20 protein-coding genes are annotated in these 16,887 nt (G+C 35.8%); 11 read left to right on the top strand and 9 right to left on the bottom strand.

What is annotated here, in order from left to right; genetic code table 11:
* Window positions 1–721 precede the first annotated feature (721 nt).
* Window positions 722–1,063 carry a hypothetical protein gene (locus JN080_RS07980; RefSeq protein ID WP_256235406.1) on the top strand — a complete coding sequence of 114 codons (342 nt, stop codon included), beginning with the start codon at window positions 722–724 and terminating at the stop codon, window positions 1,061–1,063.
* A gap of 115 nt (window positions 1,064–1,178) precedes the next feature.
* Here the strand turns inward: JN080_RS07980 and JN080_RS07975 are convergent, their stop codons facing one another.
* Window positions 1,179–2,066, bottom strand: a complete 888-nt coding sequence (locus JN080_RS07975) for a LysR family transcriptional regulator (RefSeq protein WP_256235405.1) — start codon at window positions 2,064–2,066, stop codon at window positions 1,179–1,181.
* A 145-nt stretch (window positions 2,067–2,211) separates the two neighbouring features.
* Between JN080_RS07975 and JN080_RS07970 the strand changes: the two genes are divergently transcribed.
* The gene (locus JN080_RS07970) at window positions 2,212–3,423 is read left to right on the top strand and encodes an MFS transporter (RefSeq protein ID WP_256235404.1); all 1,212 of its coding nucleotides are present in this window, start codon (window positions 2,212–2,214) and stop codon (window positions 3,421–3,423) included.
* A gap of 52 nt (window positions 3,424–3,475) precedes the next feature.
* On the opposite strand, the gene JN080_RS07965 is transcribed toward JN080_RS07970, so the two are convergent.
* Together JN080_RS07965 and JN080_RS07960 are read right to left on the bottom strand one after the other, a co-directional pair.
* A complete protein-coding gene (locus tag JN080_RS07965; RefSeq protein WP_256235403.1) occupies window positions 3,476–4,030 on the bottom strand; it encodes a C40 family peptidase in 555 nt (184 codons plus the stop codon).
* 47 nt (window positions 4,031–4,077) lie between these two features.
* Window positions 4,078–4,326, bottom strand: a complete 249-nt coding sequence (locus JN080_RS07960; RefSeq protein WP_256235402.1) for a LysM peptidoglycan-binding domain-containing protein — start codon at window positions 4,324–4,326, stop codon at window positions 4,078–4,080.
* Between the two features lie 398 nt (window positions 4,327–4,724).
* Here JN080_RS07960 and JN080_RS07955 point away from each other — a divergent pair, with 398 nt between their 5' ends.
* Together JN080_RS07955 and corA are read left to right on the top strand one after the other, a co-directional pair.
* Window positions 4,725–5,900, top strand: a complete 1,176-nt coding sequence (locus JN080_RS07955; RefSeq protein ID WP_256235498.1) for a TIGR04053 family radical SAM/SPASM domain-containing protein — start codon at window positions 4,725–4,727, stop codon at window positions 5,898–5,900.
* Window positions 5,901–6,134: 234 nt separating this feature from the next.
* On the top strand, window positions 6,135–7,085 hold the full coding sequence (corA, locus tag JN080_RS07950; protein WP_256235401.1) for a magnesium/cobalt transporter CorA: 951 nt from the start codon (window positions 6,135–6,137) through the stop codon (window positions 7,083–7,085).
* Window positions 7,086–7,168: 83 nt separating this feature from the next.
* On the opposite strand, the gene JN080_RS07945 is transcribed toward corA, so the two are convergent.
* Window positions 7,169–7,480: a hypothetical protein gene (locus JN080_RS07945; RefSeq protein WP_256235400.1), complete on the bottom strand. Its 312-nt coding sequence runs from the start codon at window positions 7,478–7,480 to the stop codon at window positions 7,169–7,171.
* 306 nt (window positions 7,481–7,786) lie between these two features.
* On the opposite strand from JN080_RS07945, the gene JN080_RS07940 reads away from it, so the two are divergent.
* Window positions 7,787–8,782, top strand: a complete 996-nt coding sequence (locus tag JN080_RS07940) for a M42 family metallopeptidase (protein ID WP_256235497.1) — start codon at window positions 7,787–7,789, stop codon at window positions 8,780–8,782.
* A gap of 57 nt (window positions 8,783–8,839) precedes the next feature.
* On the opposite strand, the gene JN080_RS07935 is transcribed toward JN080_RS07940, so the two are convergent.
* Genes JN080_RS07935 through JN080_RS07925 form a run of 3 tightly spaced genes read right to left on the bottom strand, consistent with a single transcriptional unit; the run spans window position 8,840 to window position 10,752 of the window.
* Complete coding sequence (locus JN080_RS07935) at window positions 8,840–9,694, bottom strand: hypothetical protein (RefSeq protein WP_256235399.1); 855 nt, start codon at window positions 9,692–9,694, stop codon at window positions 8,840–8,842.
* Window positions 9,695–10,210: an anti-sigma factor family protein gene (locus JN080_RS07930; protein ID WP_256235398.1), complete on the bottom strand. Its 516-nt coding sequence runs from the start codon at window positions 10,208–10,210 to the stop codon at window positions 9,695–9,697.
* A 5-nt stretch (window positions 10,211–10,215) separates the two neighbouring features.
* Window positions 10,216–10,752: an RNA polymerase sigma factor gene (locus JN080_RS07925; RefSeq protein WP_256235397.1), complete on the bottom strand. Its 537-nt coding sequence runs from the start codon at window positions 10,750–10,752 to the stop codon at window positions 10,216–10,218.
* 390 nt (window positions 10,753–11,142) lie between these two features.
* Here JN080_RS07925 and dltX point away from each other — a divergent pair, with 390 nt between their 5' ends.
* The 6 genes from dltX (at window position 11,143) to tatA (ending at window position 15,846) form a co-directional block, all read left to right on the top strand.
* Window positions 11,143–11,292 (top strand): teichoic acid D-Ala incorporation-associated protein DltX, encoded by a 150-nt coding sequence (gene dltX, locus JN080_RS07920; RefSeq protein WP_256235396.1) that lies wholly within the window; start codon window positions 11,143–11,145, stop codon window positions 11,290–11,292.
* 17 nt (window positions 11,293–11,309) lie between these two features.
* Window positions 11,310–12,824, top strand: coding sequence for a D-alanine--poly(phosphoribitol) ligase subunit DltA (dltA, locus tag JN080_RS07915; RefSeq protein ID WP_256235395.1), 1,515 nt, complete (start codon window positions 11,310–11,312; stop codon window positions 12,822–12,824).
* A complete protein-coding gene (gene dltB, locus JN080_RS07910; protein WP_256235394.1) occupies window positions 12,821–13,981 on the top strand; it encodes a D-alanyl-lipoteichoic acid biosynthesis protein DltB in 1,161 nt (386 codons plus the stop codon). The genes dltA and dltB overlap by 4 nt, the downstream gene beginning before the upstream one ends.
* Window positions 13,982–14,092: 111 nt before the next feature.
* The gene (dltC, locus tag JN080_RS07905) at window positions 14,093–14,329 is read left to right on the top strand and encodes a D-alanine--poly(phosphoribitol) ligase subunit DltC (protein WP_256235393.1); all 237 of its coding nucleotides are present in this window, start codon (window positions 14,093–14,095) and stop codon (window positions 14,327–14,329) included.
* On the top strand, window positions 14,326–15,528 hold the full coding sequence (dltD, locus tag JN080_RS07900; RefSeq protein ID WP_256235392.1) for a D-alanyl-lipoteichoic acid biosynthesis protein DltD: 1,203 nt from the start codon (window positions 14,326–14,328) through the stop codon (window positions 15,526–15,528). The genes dltC and dltD overlap by 4 nt, the downstream gene beginning before the upstream one ends.
* A 99-nt stretch (window positions 15,529–15,627) precedes the next feature.
* Window positions 15,628–15,846 carry a twin-arginine translocase TatA/TatE family subunit gene (tatA, locus tag JN080_RS07895; RefSeq protein WP_256235391.1) on the top strand — a complete coding sequence of 73 codons (219 nt, stop codon included), beginning with the start codon at window positions 15,628–15,630 and terminating at the stop codon, window positions 15,844–15,846.
* Window positions 15,847–15,903: 57 nt separating this feature from the next.
* Here tatA and JN080_RS07890 read toward each other — a convergent pair whose 3' ends face one another.
* The gene (locus tag JN080_RS07890; protein ID WP_256235390.1) at window positions 15,904–16,029 is read right to left on the bottom strand and encodes a hypothetical protein; all 126 of its coding nucleotides are present in this window, start codon (window positions 16,027–16,029) and stop codon (window positions 15,904–15,906) included.
* Window positions 16,030–16,180: 151 nt separating this feature from the next.
* Complete coding sequence (locus tag JN080_RS07885) at window positions 16,181–16,744, bottom strand: hypothetical protein (protein WP_256235389.1); 564 nt, start codon at window positions 16,742–16,744, stop codon at window positions 16,181–16,183.
* Between the last annotated feature and the right edge of the window lie 143 nt (window positions 16,745–16,887).

The raw sequence follows: 16,887 nt of genomic DNA, 5'->3' as shown, positions 1-16,887 counted from the left end.
TGTGGTTGGAGGTATGATCCCTTTTTAAACTTTTAAATAGGAGCATAGCTCTTTTTTCTCTTTGGTGTCGTTACTTCTTATATTTTTTCTGAGACTAGTGTAAACTTTCATTTATATGCTGTGGATTTTCAATTTCATCTAAAATTGCTACCACAAAATCAGCACGGCTTACATAACTTTCGACTTTTTGGTATTCAGTAAGTGGCTTATACGCTTTCATTCGTTATACAAAAATAGACCAGTTAAAAACGGAACTGATTTTTAGACTGGTCTTCCTTAATTCGGTTCTTAATATCCTCTCGTGGGTTCCAGCAGCTAAATTGAAAATTTGTCTTTGTTTCGAAACCAAGCCGTGAGCAAAAATACTTCATCCCTTTCTCCTTCTTTTCTGATTTAAAATGCCTGCATGTTGCACAGCAATGGAAATTTTTCATCAGGAATTCCTTTCCTTATGTTTGAATAGTTCTTTTACACTCTTTCAAAAAAGTTAAATTTCCGTTCACAGTTTGTTCATTAGTTTTAGTTATGATCATAATAGGTTCCTAGAGAACCTCCTCCTAACCATCATATATAGAATTCACAAACCCGGCTAGTTGCTGGGTCTTTTTTTTTACAAAGAAAAGGCCAAGATGAATTATCCTATGTGGAACAAATATAGTATATAATTAATCAGCCCTGTCCATAAAGGTATTAAACCAATTTTTGGACTGGAGTGATCAAATTGAGCGGAATCTGGCTTATTAATGAAAGATTAAATCTAAATGGGCTACCTGCACAAGAGAGCTTTGAATGGCAAAAAAAGGCACTCTTGACCTATATTAAGGAGCAAAAAATTAAAGTAGCCAAGTTAAATCCGTACCAGTTAAATGATTATTACACAATTCCGCATGCCCTTTACTATGATTTAAAAAAGAAAAGAATCCAATTAGATTGTTTAATTATGTATTCTCCACAAATCATTGAGGATTATATTACAACGTATCCTGCACGATGGTTAATGCTGAAAAGCTATTTTAACAAAGTGATTATGGTTGAACAATGTGCCAACCAAATGCAATTTTGAAAAATAGGCTGATTCTAAAGTCACTTTTATATATCTTTGAATCAGCTTTTTAACCTAGCCCTATATGTTAAACAATATTTTCATTCGGTCAAACATGTCCTATAAAATATTCTTACTATCCTTTCGATTGTCTGATATCCCTTTCGGCAAAATCCTTAAATTGGGCTGCAACCGGAGATAAATACCCATTTTTTCTCCAAACCATTTTGATTTCCCGAAAACATTTAGGTTGGCTGACCCGGATAATTGAAATTTTTCGTTTATCCAGACCGTGAATGCGTGGAACTAGGGCAACGCCAAAATTTGCGCCAACGAGTCCGGCAATTGTTTGTTCTTCATAGCTTTCAAAAGACATTATTGGATTGAATCCAGCCTCATGGCAAAGAGTTTCAATGACGTCATGGAGTGCCGTTTCTTTTTTAAAAAGAACAAATGGTTCATTCGCTGCCACAGCTAAATCGATTTGATCCCTACCAGCAAATGGATGACTGATTGGAACGATTAAGAATAATTCCTCCCTCACAATCGGAAAAGAACTTATCTCCTCCAATGTAACTTGAGGGGAACAGAAACCAATATCAATCTTCCCCGCATTTAAGAGCTCAAGAATGTTCACCGTTGTATCTTGTGAGAGGTGAAACTTTACTTGTGGTGCTATTTTCCGAAACTTACTAATTAAATCGGGTACAAAGCTGAATCCTAGTGTTTCAATAAAAGCTAGGAAAACCGTTCCCTGGTTTGGGTGGATCATATCATTAATTTCTTGCTTTGCATCGGCGATTTCTGATAACGCCTTATTTGCGTGCCGGAGAAAAATTTTTCCATAGCGGTTTAATGCCACACCACGGCTTTTTCTTTCAAATAAAGGAACCCCCACCTCTTCCTCCAGCCGGGATATTGATCTGCTTAAAGCTGGTTGTGAGAGAACTAATTCCTCCGATGCTTTTGTAAAGCTTCCTGCGTTAGCCAATGTTTGAAAATATTTAAGTTGATGCCAATCCATGGGAATACCCCCAAACAAATTTAATATTACAATTATGCATGGAATCTATAAAAAAGACAATTATTTTGTTATACCATTTCGAGGTATAATAAAAACATCGTATTTTTCTAATAAACATAAACAACATATAAATAGGGGGATTTAGATGACAAAAGAAAAATTATGGACTAAAGATTTTATTAGTATAACAGTGATCAGCTTTTTCATTTTTCTAGCCTTTTACGTTTTGTTAACAGCATTACCACTGTATTTAGTTGGCAATCTTCATGCAGGTGCAGATAAAGTCGGTTTGGTGGTTACCCTATTTTTAGGTGCAGCCATTGTCATTCGTCCTTTTGCTGGTAAATGGGTTAGTAAGGGGTCGCAGAAAAAAATCCTTGTATACTCGGCTATTGCTTTTTTAGTCGGAACATTGCTTTACCCATTCGCAACAAACATATGGGCATTATTTATTCTAAGGATTTTTCACGGAATCACCTTTGGGATTATTACGACAGTTAAAGGAACCATTTGCGCCGAATTAATCCCAGCGTCAAGACGTGGAGAAGGATTAAGTTATTTCTCATTAGCTATGTGTCTTGCAATGGTATTCGGTCCATACATTGGGCTTAACCTGGCGAATATTGATGCTTACAACACCGCCTTTGTTATTTGTATGGTCATTTCAGTTGTAAATATTGGATTTGCATTCTTTCTTAAAGTTCCAGAAAACAAGAAACAGGCAAGTAAGCAAAAAAATCAAAAGTTTTCTTGGAATGACCTAGTTGATAAAAAAGCAGCACCATTCGCTCTTGCTACCTTTATCTTGGCTTGTGCTTATTCTGGTATTTCCGCATTTTTATCTTTGTATGCAAAAGACTTAGGCTTAGTAGAAGCAGCAAGCTATTTCTTTATTGTATACGCCGTTTTCATTCTTATTTTCCGTCCATTTACAGGACGTTGGTCCGATCAATATGGTTCAAAAATTATTATTTATCCTTGTCTCGTTCTTTTTGCGATTGGGATGTTCATGTTAAATCAAACGCATACCGGAGCTTTGATGGTAATCGCAGGTGCAATTATCGGTATTGGTTATGGTTCGATAACACCGATTTTCCAGACATTGACGATCAGTGCCGTCGAGCCACATCGGGTTGGAATCGCCAACTCATTGTTCTTTAATTCAATGGATGCTGGAATGGCTATTGGTGCATATGGATTAGGGATGATTGCAACCGGCGCAGGATATCGCAGCGTATTCCTAGCCGGGGGAATTTTAGTCATCATTGCGGGTCTATTGTATTTTGTCCAAACGAAAAATAAACAGCCAATTCAAGCTAAAAATAAAGCTACTGCAAAAGCACAAGAGCAAGCCTAATAAGGTTTGCTCTTTTTTATGCCGTATTTAGGAGTAATTTACAAATAAATTATTATTTTACAGAATCTATTAAAGTGCTGGATCTTGCTCCAAGGTATTTTGTTTTCCAATAAGTAGTTGTCAAATCAGATGTAGTGACACCTGAAGAACCTGCATGGATGAATTTGTTATTCCCAATATAAATTCCGTTATGCGATGGTCCTGTTTGATAGGTTTCAAAATAAACGATATCCCCGGGGCTTGGTGCACTTACCGGGTCAGTTGCTGTCCATTGAGAGGCAACAGTTCTTGGCAACGACACTCCAACCTTATTAAACACATAATTTACAAAACCACTACAATCAAAACCAGCAGGAGTAGTTCCCCCCCAAAGGTATGGTGTACCTATGTATTTTTGCGCTTCACTGATAACCGCTTGTACTTTTGAAGCCGTTGACACAACTGGAGCGGGTGTTGAGGTGGTGCTTGGAATTTTTAGCAGCTGGCCGATTCGGATTAGATCTGAGGATAAGCCATTCAAGCTTTTAAGATCGGTTACGTTTGTGTGATAGGTATTAGCAATGCCGTACAGTGTATCGCCTGATTTAACTGAGTAACTAAGATTCAAAGCTGAAGCAACAGTGTTTTTAGAAGTTTGAATAACGGGAGGTACGATTAATGATATTGATTTAGATAGATTGTGTCAGAAGAAAGATGATTCCAATCCTTTAATTGAACAACCGTAACACGATAGGTTTGCGAGATTTTCCAAAGACTATCACCAGAATGAACCGTATAGGTGTTTACATCTGCACTTGCATTGCAGACGCCCCAAAAGCCGTAAATAATAGTCCTGTTGCCACTGCTGTCATTAGATGCTTTTTCATATAGCACTTCCTTCTCGATTGTTTGCATATTAATCATAAAGGATTCTAATCGATAAAAAGCATCGATAAAATGTTGTTATTCAGGAATTTAGATCCATTTTTGGGAGTAGCAGTATTTCAATTTACAAACAGTAGAAAACTATCAAACCTTATTAATAAAGTGTTTAAACCTTCTTTTCTTTTTCCTCTATTCAGTTTTGTAACATTTTTGTAATCTATTTTTTACATTCTAATCCCCCAAAAAATAAGTGCTATATTACTGTTACTATAGTTGAATCATCTCTTTTGCTTATTTTGACATGGGAATGTAGAAATTTTGTAACAAACCGATCACGCACGTTGAGATAAGAAAACTATAATTATCTATAGAAGCATCATTAAAATAGTAATATTGTCAGTAATGCTTTTAAAAATTTATGAAGCTTGGTGATGAAAATGCATGGAATAGGGCATCCAGAGGGTATTGGACATCCCCATGGTATGGGCAAGGAAATCGACTATGATAAAAACCCATTTATTGTAATTTGGGAAGTAACGAGAGCGTGTCAGCTTAAATGCGTTCACTGCCGTGCAGATGCACAATTATCTGCTGATCCACGGGAATTAACCCATGAAGAAGGAATTAAGCTGCTCGATGAAATTTATGATATGAACAATCCGATGTTAGTTTTCACTGGCGGAGATTGTATGATGAGGGAAGATCTATTCGAACTTGCTGATTACGCTGTTAAAAAGGGCATGCGCGTTTCAATGGTACCAAGTGCGACAGATAATGTAACAAAAGAAAAAATGCAACGGGCTAAAGATGTTGGTCTTTCACGCTGGGGCTTCAGCCTTGACGGACCTACTCCGGAAATTCATGATTTTTTCCGCGGTACTCCAGGGTCATTTGACTTAACGGTTGAAAAAATTAAATATATACATGAATTAGACATGCCGCTGCAAATCAACACAGTTATTTCACGCTATAATTATGATCATCTTGAAGAAATGGCGAAGTTAGTTGAAGAGCTTGGTGTTGTCATGTGGTACATCTTCTTGCTGGTTCCAACTGGAAGAGGGCAACTTGATGCCTGTATCTCCCCTGCTGAACATGAAAAGGTGTTCCGTTGGCTCTATGACCTTAGCAAAAAAGTTCCATACGATATCAAAACAACTGCAGCACAGCACTACCGACGGGTTGTTCTGCAGGAAAAGGCACGTGAGCATCTGATTGCAAAAGGAGAAATTCACTATGAGGATTCGATTACAACCGATTTTGCTTCCATGCATGACGGCTTAAAGCGTGCTCCAAAAGGTGTAAATGATGGAAATGGATTTGCTTTCGTATCACATATCGGGGATGTTATGCCAAGCGGCTTACTTCCTATCGTTGCAGGAAACGTTCGCGAGAATCCTTTAGCAGAAATCTATCGTGAAGCAAATGTTTTCAAGGATCTCCGTCAGCCTGATAACTATAAAGGTAAATGTGGTGTTTGTGAATTCAATAAAATTTGCGGCGGTTCTCGTTCGCGGACATATGCGGTCACAGGAGATTATATGGAAAGTGAACCATTCTGTGTCTATATTCCACAAGCGATGCGAAATAAGGAAACAGCTCCTATATCTTAAGAATAAGAAAAGAGGCATTTCTATCAATCATTAGGATGCCTCTTTTCTTATTAAATTGAAACCAGATGGCATAACTATTAGTATCCCCCAATTCATATCCTTAGTAAATTTTCTAGTTGGTTCTAAATGATTTCAATAATACATCGACCAATATTTTATACTGATAGTGGAAATGCTTTGAGTAGGATTAAAAATTCTCTTTTCAACAGTTGTACTAACGATAAAGGAGAAGCAATGATAAGAACGATCGCCTTAAGTCTGCAAAATAAACTTGTAAAAGACATAACTGTAGCGGAGTTAGTTTCCGGAAGCTTTCACTGGTATTGGATTGATTTTACTCAAGCAACTAAAGAAGAAACGGATCTGCTAAGGGAGCCTCTTCGGTTTCATCCCTTGGCCATTGAAGATTGTATTTTCACTCTGCAAAGACCGAAACTTGATTATTATGCTGCTAATACTTTTTTTGTGACCCAGGGATTGAATCCAGAAACGATGAAAAGAGAGGAAGTTGATTTTTTCCTCGGCAAAGAATATCTTGTAAGCTTTCATCATAAACCATCACCTGAAATAGACGAGGTTTGGAATCGCTTAATGGCAGCAGCTAATCTACAGGATTGGGACCCTCCCCAAGTGTTTTATTATGTTTTAGACAAGATGGTTGATAATTATTTTCCACTGGTTTATAAAATTGAGGATACGTTAAATGAACTTGACGAAAATTCAAAGGGAAGATCAATGGAAATGCTGCTTGAGGATTTATTTGATACAAGACATGAACTCCTCTCACTAAGGCACACGATTACCCCAATGCGTGATCTTGTATACCGGATTATTAATTCGCAGCGCCTTGAGGAACTTCAGGAACGAAAGGAGTACTTTTCAGATATTCACGATCACTTACTAAAATTAACCGAAATGATTGAAGCAAATCGGGAGCTAACCCAAGACATTCGCGATAGCTATATTTCTATAAATTCTCATGAATCAAACCATGTGATGAAGGTTTTGACCGTCATAACAACCATTTTTATGCCATTAACCTTTATTGCTGGAATTTATGGTATGAACTTTCGTAATATGCCTGAGTTAACCTTGAAATATGGATATTTCGGAGCACTTGTCATTATGTTTCTAGTTGGTGCGGGGATGTCACTTTGGTTTAAAAAGAAGGGATGGTTTAAATAGGACAGGCAAATAGCTTTGATTCAAAATTGTCACAGGATAATATAAAGCGATAAAAAAAGGCCAGCCTGGGCTGGCCTTTTTTATCACCAATTTTTGTAATCAACTTTTCCACCTGTCAAATCAATGGTATTTCGCTCTCCTTTATAGTAGGTTTTACCCTTTTTAGTAACGATATATTTTTCATATGTAAACACCTCTTGACCATTTGGCAGGGACACCACCACTTTTCTACCTGGATTTTCATCTGGGGTATCAATTCGAATCGAACTCTTGTCGAAATATTGAAATAGTAAAATTCCTCCGGTAAGAATCAGGGTCATTACCAATAGAGAAAGGACCGGAACCCTCCATTGAATCTGACTGTTTTTGTTATGATATAGTTCAATTCTTGACATGCATGCTTTCCCTCCAACCTAAAAGCTATTTTCTATTTTCATCTCTAATTTTGAGAACGTGATGAATGACATCATTAATTCCCAGCTGCATTATTGTTTATTTAATTTAGTCGAAAATTATAAGTCCTTATTTAGAATATGCAGAAATTTAGGAAAATTTGCAACTATTTTGCAAACATTTTTTTCAAATTTTCTTTTTAATTAGATATATAATAAGATGAAAGTAGTTTTATTTTGAAAGGAGTATGTCCTTTGGCTTATCCAAATACAGCAGAAACGATTAAATTAATTGCTAGTTTAGTCTCTATGCCAAGCCCCTCCGGAAATACAAACGAAGTAATTACTTTCGTAGAAGAATTTCTTACTAACCTGGGTGTCCAAACAAAAAAAAACCGGAAAGGCGGTTTAATTGCAACACTTCCTGGAAAAGATTCAAGCAAGCACCGAATGCTAACTGCGCACGTCGATACACTTGGGGCAATGGTAAAGGAAATTAAAGCAAACGGGAGACTTCGGATTGATCTAATTGGAGGTTTCAAGTATAACTCAATCGAGGGTGAATACTGTCAAATTGAAACTAGCAATGGAAATAAATACACTGGAACGATTCTTTTGCACCAGACCTCCGTGCATGTCTATAAGGATGCAGAAAAGGTAGAACGAAACCAAGAAAATATGGAAGTACGGATAGATGAAAAAGTACATAACGAGGATGACGTTAGAAAGCTTGGAATAGAGGTTGGTGATTTCATATCGTTTGACCCGCGGGTTGTACTAACAGAAAGTGGTTTCATTAAATCCCGCCATTTAGATGATAAAGCAAGTGTTGGAATTCTTCTTCAATTAATAAAACAAATAAAGCAGGAAAACATTTCACTTCCATATACAACCCATTTTCTCATTTCAAACAATGAAGAAATTGGGTATGGAGGAAACTCAAATATTTCTCCCGAGACAGTCGAATATCTTGCGGTTGATATGGGAGCCATCGGTGATGGTCAGGCAACGGATGAATACACTGTATCAATATGTGTAAAAGATGCAAGTGGTCCTTATCATTTTGGTTTAAGAAAAAAATTAACCAGCCTTGCAAAAGATAACAATATACTATATAAATTAGATATTTATCCCTACTACGGCTCGGATGCATCAGCCGCCATCCGATCAGGTCATGATATCGTACATGGATTAATCGGGCCCGGAATTGATTCATCCCACGCATTTGAAAGGACACACCAAGACTCAATCGATTATACTGCGAAGCTTTTATACCACTATGTTCAATCCGAGCTAGTTAACTAAAAAAACCAGGCGCTGCCTGGTTTTTTTAGTTTTGAAAATAATTATTCATTTTTGCTTCTATTCTTTTCGATTATTTTCTTTATTTCGTTTTTTGCTTAGTTTGTTAAATGTCCATAAAATCATTAAACCGTTTGAAAGCCAGAATACACAGAGTAAAACAATCGCTCCAAAAAACGGAAAATTAAATATAGATATTATAAGGAAGGAACCAGCAAAAATGGTAATCCATCTAGTAGTATATCCTCCCGAGAGCATTTTTTCACCAAAATACTGACTGAATATTGATAAACCGATTAAAAATGCAATCAGCGGCGGTATTGCTAAGATAATGGCAATTGGAATTCCAATTATAGTAATAATTAACAGCAATATGATTGCAAGTAGTACAAAGCTCGCAATTGCTCCGACAAGAAATACCTTTCCTATTTGCTGTTTAAAAATCCGTATCCTTTGTTCACCACTATTTTTTAAGAGAAGACCCACCAAAACTGTAAGCAGAACTAAACCGACACTAAAGACAAACCGTAAAATCCAGTTTGTAAAAAGTAAAGCAACACCAATGAGGAAATGATTAATCGTATCATTTTTAAATTTTAAAGCTAAAATATTTTCTTTTACATAAGAACCTTTTTCTTGATTGACATCACCATTAATAACAATGACAATTCCATTTATTTTAGCAGATTTTGAAATTTTTAAATTTCCATTAATAACAATCGCTGAAAAATCAACTTTACCTTTAATGTCGATATCATGGCCAACTACAATTATATTATCCACTTTCTCATAAGCTGGCATCACTGTTTTTTTCTCATTTAGGATATTTTTATCCATTGCTGAAACTGGCTTTACAAGGAGAAATGCCATTAAAAACAGCATCATCAAACTAAGGACAAGCTTTCTGTTCCACATTTAGATGTCCTCCGCTCTAACTGTGGTTCCCATTGAATGAACCAGATACCTCAATGTAATAACTGCCAAGGCAATAAAGATGAAGATGACCACGGTGATAACCTCAACAACATACGGAATAGCAGAAATGATTGATGGTATTGCGTAAATCAGCCCGCGTGCAATACTATAGATTGTATGAAAAATTGGTAACCCAACAGTAAGAAAAGGACTTGTCGTAACCAAGAACATGATTCCAAATGCAAAAAACATCATGATAGCGATTCGGTTTGAAACTCCTGAATATTTTTTTATGGAAACCCCTTGTATTTTTTCAAGTACCTTATCTTCGATTGTGCTTGGAATTTCAATTATTTCATAGGTCGCTAAGATTTGCTGACGAAGAGTGGCTAATTCACGAAACCAATTATTGCAATCTATACACACAGCCAAGTGTTTTTCGATCATTTGTCTTTCATCCTCGTTTATTTCATTGTCCATGTAATCAGAAAGTAATTCCTTAATATGTTCAGACATTTCTCTCACCCCTTTTGAAGTTCTTTCTTTAAATTTTCCCGTGCAGCACTAATCCTTGATTTGACAGTACCTAATGGGATATGTAGCATGTCACTAATTTCCGCATAGGAATAACCTTGCAGCTCTCTTAAAATTAAGACATTTCTTTGGTCTATTGGTATCTTTTCCATTGCAGCATTTATACTCATTTTTGTTATTGCACTTTCAATTGGTGTAGGACCCCTCTGAATCGCTACATTTTCACTTAACTCCTCTGATAAGATTATTCTCTTCTTACTAAGTTTTGAATTTTTATCATAACAAAGGTTTGTGACAACCTTTGTCAGCCAAGAAACAAAGGCATATTCATTTTCTAGTTTTGATAAGGAATAATAAACTTTAACAAAAGCCTCCTGTGTTACGTCCTCTGCCTCCATCCGATCATTCAAAAGAGCATATGCATGTCGATACACAGTGCCTTTATAGGCAGTGACCAATTGTCGAAAGGAAGCTTGATTACCTTGTTTCGCCTCTAAAATTATTTGATGTAAATCAATTTCCACATTTTTTCAGCCCCTGCCCCGAATCCTGCTTATATTTAAGCCTGATATAGAAAAGACTAATTATCATCATCAAAAGTTCAAAAAAAAACGATAATTTTTGCGATACTTTTACAAAAAACACTTTTCAAAAACACGATCCTAGTTTATCCTTATATAGGTAAAATTGCCATATATTCTTTATTGAGAACGTAAAATTCCTTTTTAATGAAAATTATATTATCAAAAGTTAGGACTCGAATTTTTTAAATTTAATCTTTTTCTCATTTAATTTTAATGCAAGCACTTAAAAACAGCATTATGATTATCTAGGAAAATCTATACAGAAATTTTTCCTACTATATAAATGGCTCAATCTCTAATTTATTCGTTAACAGTTGAGGTGAATAAGTTGTGTTCCAAAAAATAAAAGACTTTTATGAAAATCAAAAAGTGAATTGGTTTGCCCATTTCATCTATTACTTACTCATCCTTATATTACTGTTTTTTATGTATGGGTTTAACGATGCCAATGCCGGTAACTATATTTATAATGAATTTTAACATGGAGGAATCCTCTGATGAAATTGCTTAAAACTATACATGATTTTGCCGTTACACATCCAGAAGCTGCCGCGTTTATCTCTCCCGATAATGAAATCAACTATAAAGAGCTTTGGCAGCAATCAGAACAAGTCGCTAGTAATATTTTAACAAAAAATTTGACAAAAGGTACACCCATACTGGTTTATGGACACATGCAGCCAGATATGATTGTTTCGTTTTTGGGGTGTGTCAAATCAGGGCATCCATATGTTCCAATTGATACTTCCATTCCATTGGAGAGAATCGAAAGAATCGGCCAAAGCTCACAATCCGAATTACTGATTAATGTTTCAAGTTTACCCTTGCAGCTGGATAATTCATCTGTGCCGATTATTACAATAGAAGAGCTAAGAACAACGATAGTAGAGTCAACAAAGGTGGATTCAAAAAATTGGGTTAAAGAGGACGAAAGTTTTTATATTATTTATACTTCCGGAAGTACAGGAAATCCAAAAGGCGTTCAAATTTCTGCAAATAATTTGCAAAGCTTTGTAAATTGGATGATGGATGATTTTCCAATCAATGGCCAGCTTCGATTTTTAAACCAGGCTCCATTTTCTTTTGACTTGTCGGTAATGGACCTTTACCCCGCACTTGCAACTGGTGGATGTATATTTGCAATCACAAAAGAGATGATCGCAAGGCCCAAAATACTTTTTGAAGCATTAAAGACTTCAGAAACTCAAGTTTGGACTTCTACCCCATCATTTGTACAAATGTGTCTAATGGATCCATCATTTTGCCAAGAATTACTTCCTGAATTAACTTGCTTTTTATTCTGTGGAGAAATTTTACCGGTTACAATCGCTCGCCAATTATTAGAACGTTTTCCTAAAGTAAAGGTATATAATACCTATGGACCTACAGAAGCCACAGTTGCCATTACTTCTGTAGAAGTTACTCAAGAAATTCTAAACCAATACCAAAGTCTCCCTGTTGGCAGTCCAAAAAAGGATACAAAGCTTATGCTCCTGAATGAAGATGGCACAGAAGCTGCTGAAGGTGAGAAAGGTGAAATCATCATTATTGGTCCTAGTGTAAGTAAGGGATATTTAGGCGAACAGAAATTAACAGAAAAAGCCTTTCTTACCATTAATGGAGAAATGGCCTACCGTACAGGTGATGCTGGTTACATGGAAAATAATCTCCTTTTCTATAAAGGAAGAATGGATTTTCAAATCAAGCTTCACGGTTATCGGATGGAATTAGAAGAAATCGAACATCATATCGCTGAATCTCAATATGTAAAATACGTGGTTGTTGTCCCTGTTTATCATAATGAAAAAATTGATTATTTATCAGCAACGATAGTCCCTGATAAGCATGGATTTGAAAAAGAATATCAGCTTACTAGTGCGATTAAGAAAGAACTGGGCGAAAAAATTCCTTCTTATATGATCCCAAGGAAGTTTACGTACCGTGAGGAGCTGCCAATGACCCCCAATGGTAAAATCGATCGAAAACTTCTTAAAGAAAAGGTTTTAGTATGACACCATATGGTTCATTTTCATTCTTTATCATCATCGCCATTCTTTTAGCTCCAACTGTTATTCTAGGCCTTAGGGGAAAAAGGTTTCAGTCTTATAACATTGTGGTGTCAGTCATCGTGCTGGCACTCATCTTTGGTTCATTTTGGAATGAGGCAATTGTACTTATCTTATTTACCATATGGCAGGTTTTGTTAATTAAAGGATATCTTGCTTACCGAAGGAAAGAAAACAGTACCACTGTTTTCTGCATGGCAGTTATCTTATCAATATTGCCACTAAGTATATCTAAACTTTCGCCCTATTTTTTCCATGTCCATTTAATTGGCTTCCTTGGTATTTCGTATTTAACATTTAAAGGAACCCAACTCATCATGGAAACAAGGGATGGCTTGATTAAAAACAATATTCCGATCGTTCGTTTGCTCTATTTTATCCTATTCTTCCCGACCATCTCATCCGGACCAATTGACCGGTATCGTCGTTTTGAAAAAGATGTAAAAGCTGAGATTTCCAAAGAACAATATAAAATACTTCTCTACGATGGAATTAACAAGATTTTCCTTGGGTTTTTATACAAATATATCATTGGTTATTCGATAAATCATTATTTCATCGCAAATTTAGGATCCATTGCCAATAGTCATTTTCAAAATAACCTCTTCTATATGTATGGTTATAGTTTGTATTTATTTTTTGACTTTGCCGGGTATAGTGCGTTTGCAATTGGCGTCAGCTATATTATGGGAGTAAAATCTCCAGAAAACTTTAATAAACCTTTTATTAGCCGTAATATTAAAGATTTCTGGAACCGCTGGCATCTAAGTCTTTCTTATTGGTTCAGAGACTATGTTTATATGCGTTTTATTTTTTGGGTAACAAAGAAAAAATTGATTAAGAATCGAAATGTCAGCTCAAACCTTGGTTACATCTTGCTATTCTTATTAATGGGCGTTTGGCATGGATTAGCTATTCAGTATATACTTTACGGCATCTATCATGCGGTGATTATGGTTCTCTACAATTCTTTTGAACATTTTAATAAAAAGCATAAGTGGTGGCCAAACAATAGGTACACAAAAATTGCTGCTATCGTTATCACTTTCCATTTTATTTGCTTTGGCTTTTATATTTTTTCTGGACACCTTATTCATTCCTAAGAAAAGCAAAGTGGCTGTATAGCGAAGTTCGCTCGGCTATTAACTAATAATGATCAAAGTAAAAAAGTAAAAAAATAAAAATATAGATACAATAAAGGGAGTATGATTATCATGGAATTTGAAAATCAAGTTATTGAGCTTTTAGCAGAAGTTTGTCAGGATGATGCTGTTAAGGAAGATCCGAACATTGACTTATTTAACAGTGGACTTCTTGATTCATTTGGAACGGTTGAACTGCTTGTTAAAATCGAAGAACGGTTTGGCATTACTGTACCTATTACTGAATTTGACCGTGACACTTGGAATACACCAAAAAATATCGCAAACCAGCTGGCTGATTTTAGATGACCAGAAAGTCTCTATTTTCACCAATCATTTTCGCTTTTCTCGTCTTACTTTTGCTTATTATTATTCCAAATAGTTGGATTGAAAAACTAATTCCCGAGAGTAGAATCAGTCAAGCGGCAACCGAACTAAATCCGGTTATGTTTCAAGGTAAATATATTCAGTCAAAAATGCTTGAAGATAATCGCTATTTGCCTATGTATGGTTCATCAGAGCTTGCAAGACTTGATGCCTTCCACCCATCGAATTATTTTAAAGAAAACCCCGATGGGTTTGTCCCATTTTTAGTTGGTCGTGGTGGTTCTATATCCATTATCCATTTTCTAAACTTTGCAGAACATACAGAACAGCTTAAAGGGAAAAAGCTCGTTTTTATCCTGTCCCCACAGTGGTTCCAGCCGAGAGGAGCAGATGAATCCCATTTTGTTCCTAATTATTCCTCACTGCAAGGATATGATTTGGCCCTTAACAATAAAATTGATTCAGATACGAAGAAGAAAGCAATAAAGCGATTACTTCATTTTGTCCCAGTTCGAGATGACCTGTTACTTACTACTATCTATCAGGGGGAACTTTCTAATGACCCTTGGGTGAAAAGAAAAGCTGTCCTTGCACGACCTTTTGCTTATGCCTATAGAGGGATATTACAGAAAAAAGATCTTTACTACTCCCTTATCGGCGGTACAAGCCGTAACCGTGAAATAACACGTGCAGTTAAACAAAAGGATTGGGCTCAGCTTAAACATGAAGCAACACTTGAAGGTTCCAGACAAGCTACGAACAATCAATTTCTTGTGATTAACTCACAGTATGATAAAATTAAGAAAAAGGTACCCTCGTTGAAAGGATATAAAAGAGGAGCCTCATACGGCCGTTCAGTTGAATATTATGATTTTCAACTTGTATTAGACCTGTTAAAAGAATCAGGGGCAAAGCCATTGTTCATATCAGTTCCTGTCAACGGGAAATGGTATGATTATACCGGATTTCCGAAGCAAGGACGCACATCCTATTACACAAGAATTAGGCACCAGATAGAAGCAGAAGGATTCCCTATTGCTGACTTTTCTAAACATGAGTATGACCCTTATTTTATGAAGGATACCATTCATATTGGCTGGAAAGGCTGGGTTTATGTTGATAAAGCCATTAAAGACTTTTATAACGATGACCACATTACCCAAAAGAGCATCCAATTGTAGGATGCTTTTTTGAATAATCTCCAATCTTCAACTAGTACTAGCCACAGAACAAGGGTATAATGATCATAAAATAAAAATTTTCACTGGGAGAGTAAAATTATGTTATCTAATATTGGTGTACCAGGATTAATCTTACTATTAATTGTTGCCTTAGTTATCTTTGGACCAAATAAACTTCCAGAAATTGGACGCGCTTTTGGAAAATCAATCCGCGAATTTAAAAAAGCTACTGAGGGATTGACAGATGATATTAAAGCAGAGATAAAGGAAGATAGTAAAGAAGTAAAAGAGAACAAAATTGATATAAATAAGAAATAAGAGCGATAGAGCGATGTTTTAAGGAGTGCAACCATTCTTGCACTCCTTTTACTTTGGTTATTTTCTACTTGCCATGCTGGCAAAATCCCTAAATTGTTCCTTTAATTTGTCGCGGTTCTTTTTATTTCGCAGTAAATAAGCTGTACCTAAAGCAACAGTTGTCATCATTAATTTTCTACCCATTCTCAAATCCCCCTTGATGTTATGTCTTCTTTTTATCTTTTCCATAACCCTTTCCCTTACACCTTCAAATTAAGAGCAATTAAGCATGAAATTCCCAAAAAAATATGTAAGAAGAAAACGCCTACAGCTAGCGTTTTCCTTTATAAAATGATTAACTCTTCATGGCAGCATTCATTATTTCATTTTGCTTTTTGTAATGTGTGAGCAATTGATTTAACAGTTGGGCTGTTCTTTTGTGATTGTTATTTTTTACTGAGTCCTTAAGCTCATGATATATTTTCCAATGACCCGTTTCCTTGCCGCCATGTACTTTTTTAACAAACTCTTCTTTCGTAATTTTCCCCTCTTCATACTGTTTATGGAGTCCCTCGAATTTTGCCATTTTTTCTTTTTTCCATTGCTGTCTTTTTTCAGCAAACTGTGGACTTTGCCATTTTTCGATAATTCTATTTCTATCTTTGATTACTGCTTCCCATTCCTGCGTTTTTTCAGGTGTATACTTGTTTACGAATGAAAGAAGTTTTTGCTGTTTTTGTTTCATTTTTTCTTGCCAATTTTTATCCATCATTTGATAGTGTCTTTGATCAAGACGATTCTCAGTACTATTTTCCCCCTTATTAGTAGTATTTGACATCGTGCCATTTGCAAAAGCCATCCCTGGTAAAACTAAAAATAATCCTAGAACCAATCCAATCACTTTCTTTTTCTTTCTCATTAATAAAAACATCTCCTTTTTTCTCAAACATTTCCAAATGGAACGAGATTTATCATTCCCCAATTGATTCAAATAAATTTATCCTTTTTCAAAAATTCCTGAGTATTTAGCTTTAGATTGGAAAAAGAACTCTTCTATATTAA

This window comes from Bacillus sp. EB600 (assembly GCF_024494385.1).
In the GTDB taxonomy this organism is placed as follows: Bacteria; Bacillota; Bacilli; order Bacillales; family Cytobacillaceae; genus JAEVLT01.
This window is presented reverse-complemented; position numbering and strand designations above follow the sequence as displayed.

What these genes read in the sequence shown, in the direction of transcription:
- JN080_RS07975 (WP_256235405.1), bottom strand. Translation starts at nt 2,066, where the DNA reads ATGGATTGGCATCAACTTAAATATTTTCAAACATTGGCTAACGCAGGA.
- JN080_RS07970 (WP_256235404.1), top strand. Translation starts at nt 2,212, where the DNA reads ATGACAAAAGAAAAATTATGGACTAAAGATTTTATTAGTATAACAGTG.
- JN080_RS07960 (WP_256235402.1), bottom strand. Translation starts at nt 4,326, where the DNA reads ATGATTAATATGCAAACAATCGAGAAGGAAGTGCTATATGAAAAAGCA.
- JN080_RS07955 (WP_256235498.1), top strand. Translation starts at nt 4,725, where the DNA reads ATGCATGGAATAGGGCATCCAGAGGGTATTGGACATCCCCATGGTATG.
- corA (WP_256235401.1), top strand. Translation starts at nt 6,135, where the DNA reads ATGATAAGAACGATCGCCTTAAGTCTGCAAAATAAACTTGTAAAAGAC.
- JN080_RS07945 (WP_256235400.1), bottom strand. Translation starts at nt 7,480, where the DNA reads ATGTCAAGAATTGAACTATATCATAACAAAAACAGTCAGATTCAATGG.
- JN080_RS07940 (WP_256235497.1), top strand. Translation starts at nt 7,787, where the DNA reads ATGCCAAGCCCCTCCGGAAATACAAACGAAGTAATTACTTTCGTAGAA.
- JN080_RS07935 (WP_256235399.1), bottom strand. Translation starts at nt 9,694, where the DNA reads ATGTGGAACAGAAAGCTTGTCCTTAGTTTGATGATGCTGTTTTTAATG.
- JN080_RS07930 (WP_256235398.1), bottom strand. Translation starts at nt 10,210, where the DNA reads ATGTCTGAACATATTAAGGAATTACTTTCTGATTACATGGACAATGAA.
- dltA (WP_256235395.1), top strand. Translation starts at nt 11,310, where the DNA reads ATGAAATTGCTTAAAACTATACATGATTTTGCCGTTACACATCCAGAA.
- dltB (WP_256235394.1), top strand. Translation starts at nt 12,821, where the DNA reads ATGACACCATATGGTTCATTTTCATTCTTTATCATCATCGCCATTCTT.
- dltC (WP_256235393.1), top strand. Translation starts at nt 14,093, where the DNA reads ATGGAATTTGAAAATCAAGTTATTGAGCTTTTAGCAGAAGTTTGTCAG.
- dltD (WP_256235392.1), top strand. Translation starts at nt 14,326, where the DNA reads ATGACCAGAAAGTCTCTATTTTCACCAATCATTTTCGCTTTTCTCGTC.
- tatA (WP_256235391.1), top strand. Translation starts at nt 15,628, where the DNA reads ATGTTATCTAATATTGGTGTACCAGGATTAATCTTACTATTAATTGTT.
- JN080_RS07890 (WP_256235390.1), bottom strand. Translation starts at nt 16,029, where the DNA reads ATGGGTAGAAAATTAATGATGACAACTGTTGCTTTAGGTACAGCTTAT.
- JN080_RS07885 (WP_256235389.1), bottom strand. Translation starts at nt 16,744, where the DNA reads ATGAGAAAGAAAAAGAAAGTGATTGGATTGGTTCTAGGATTATTTTTA.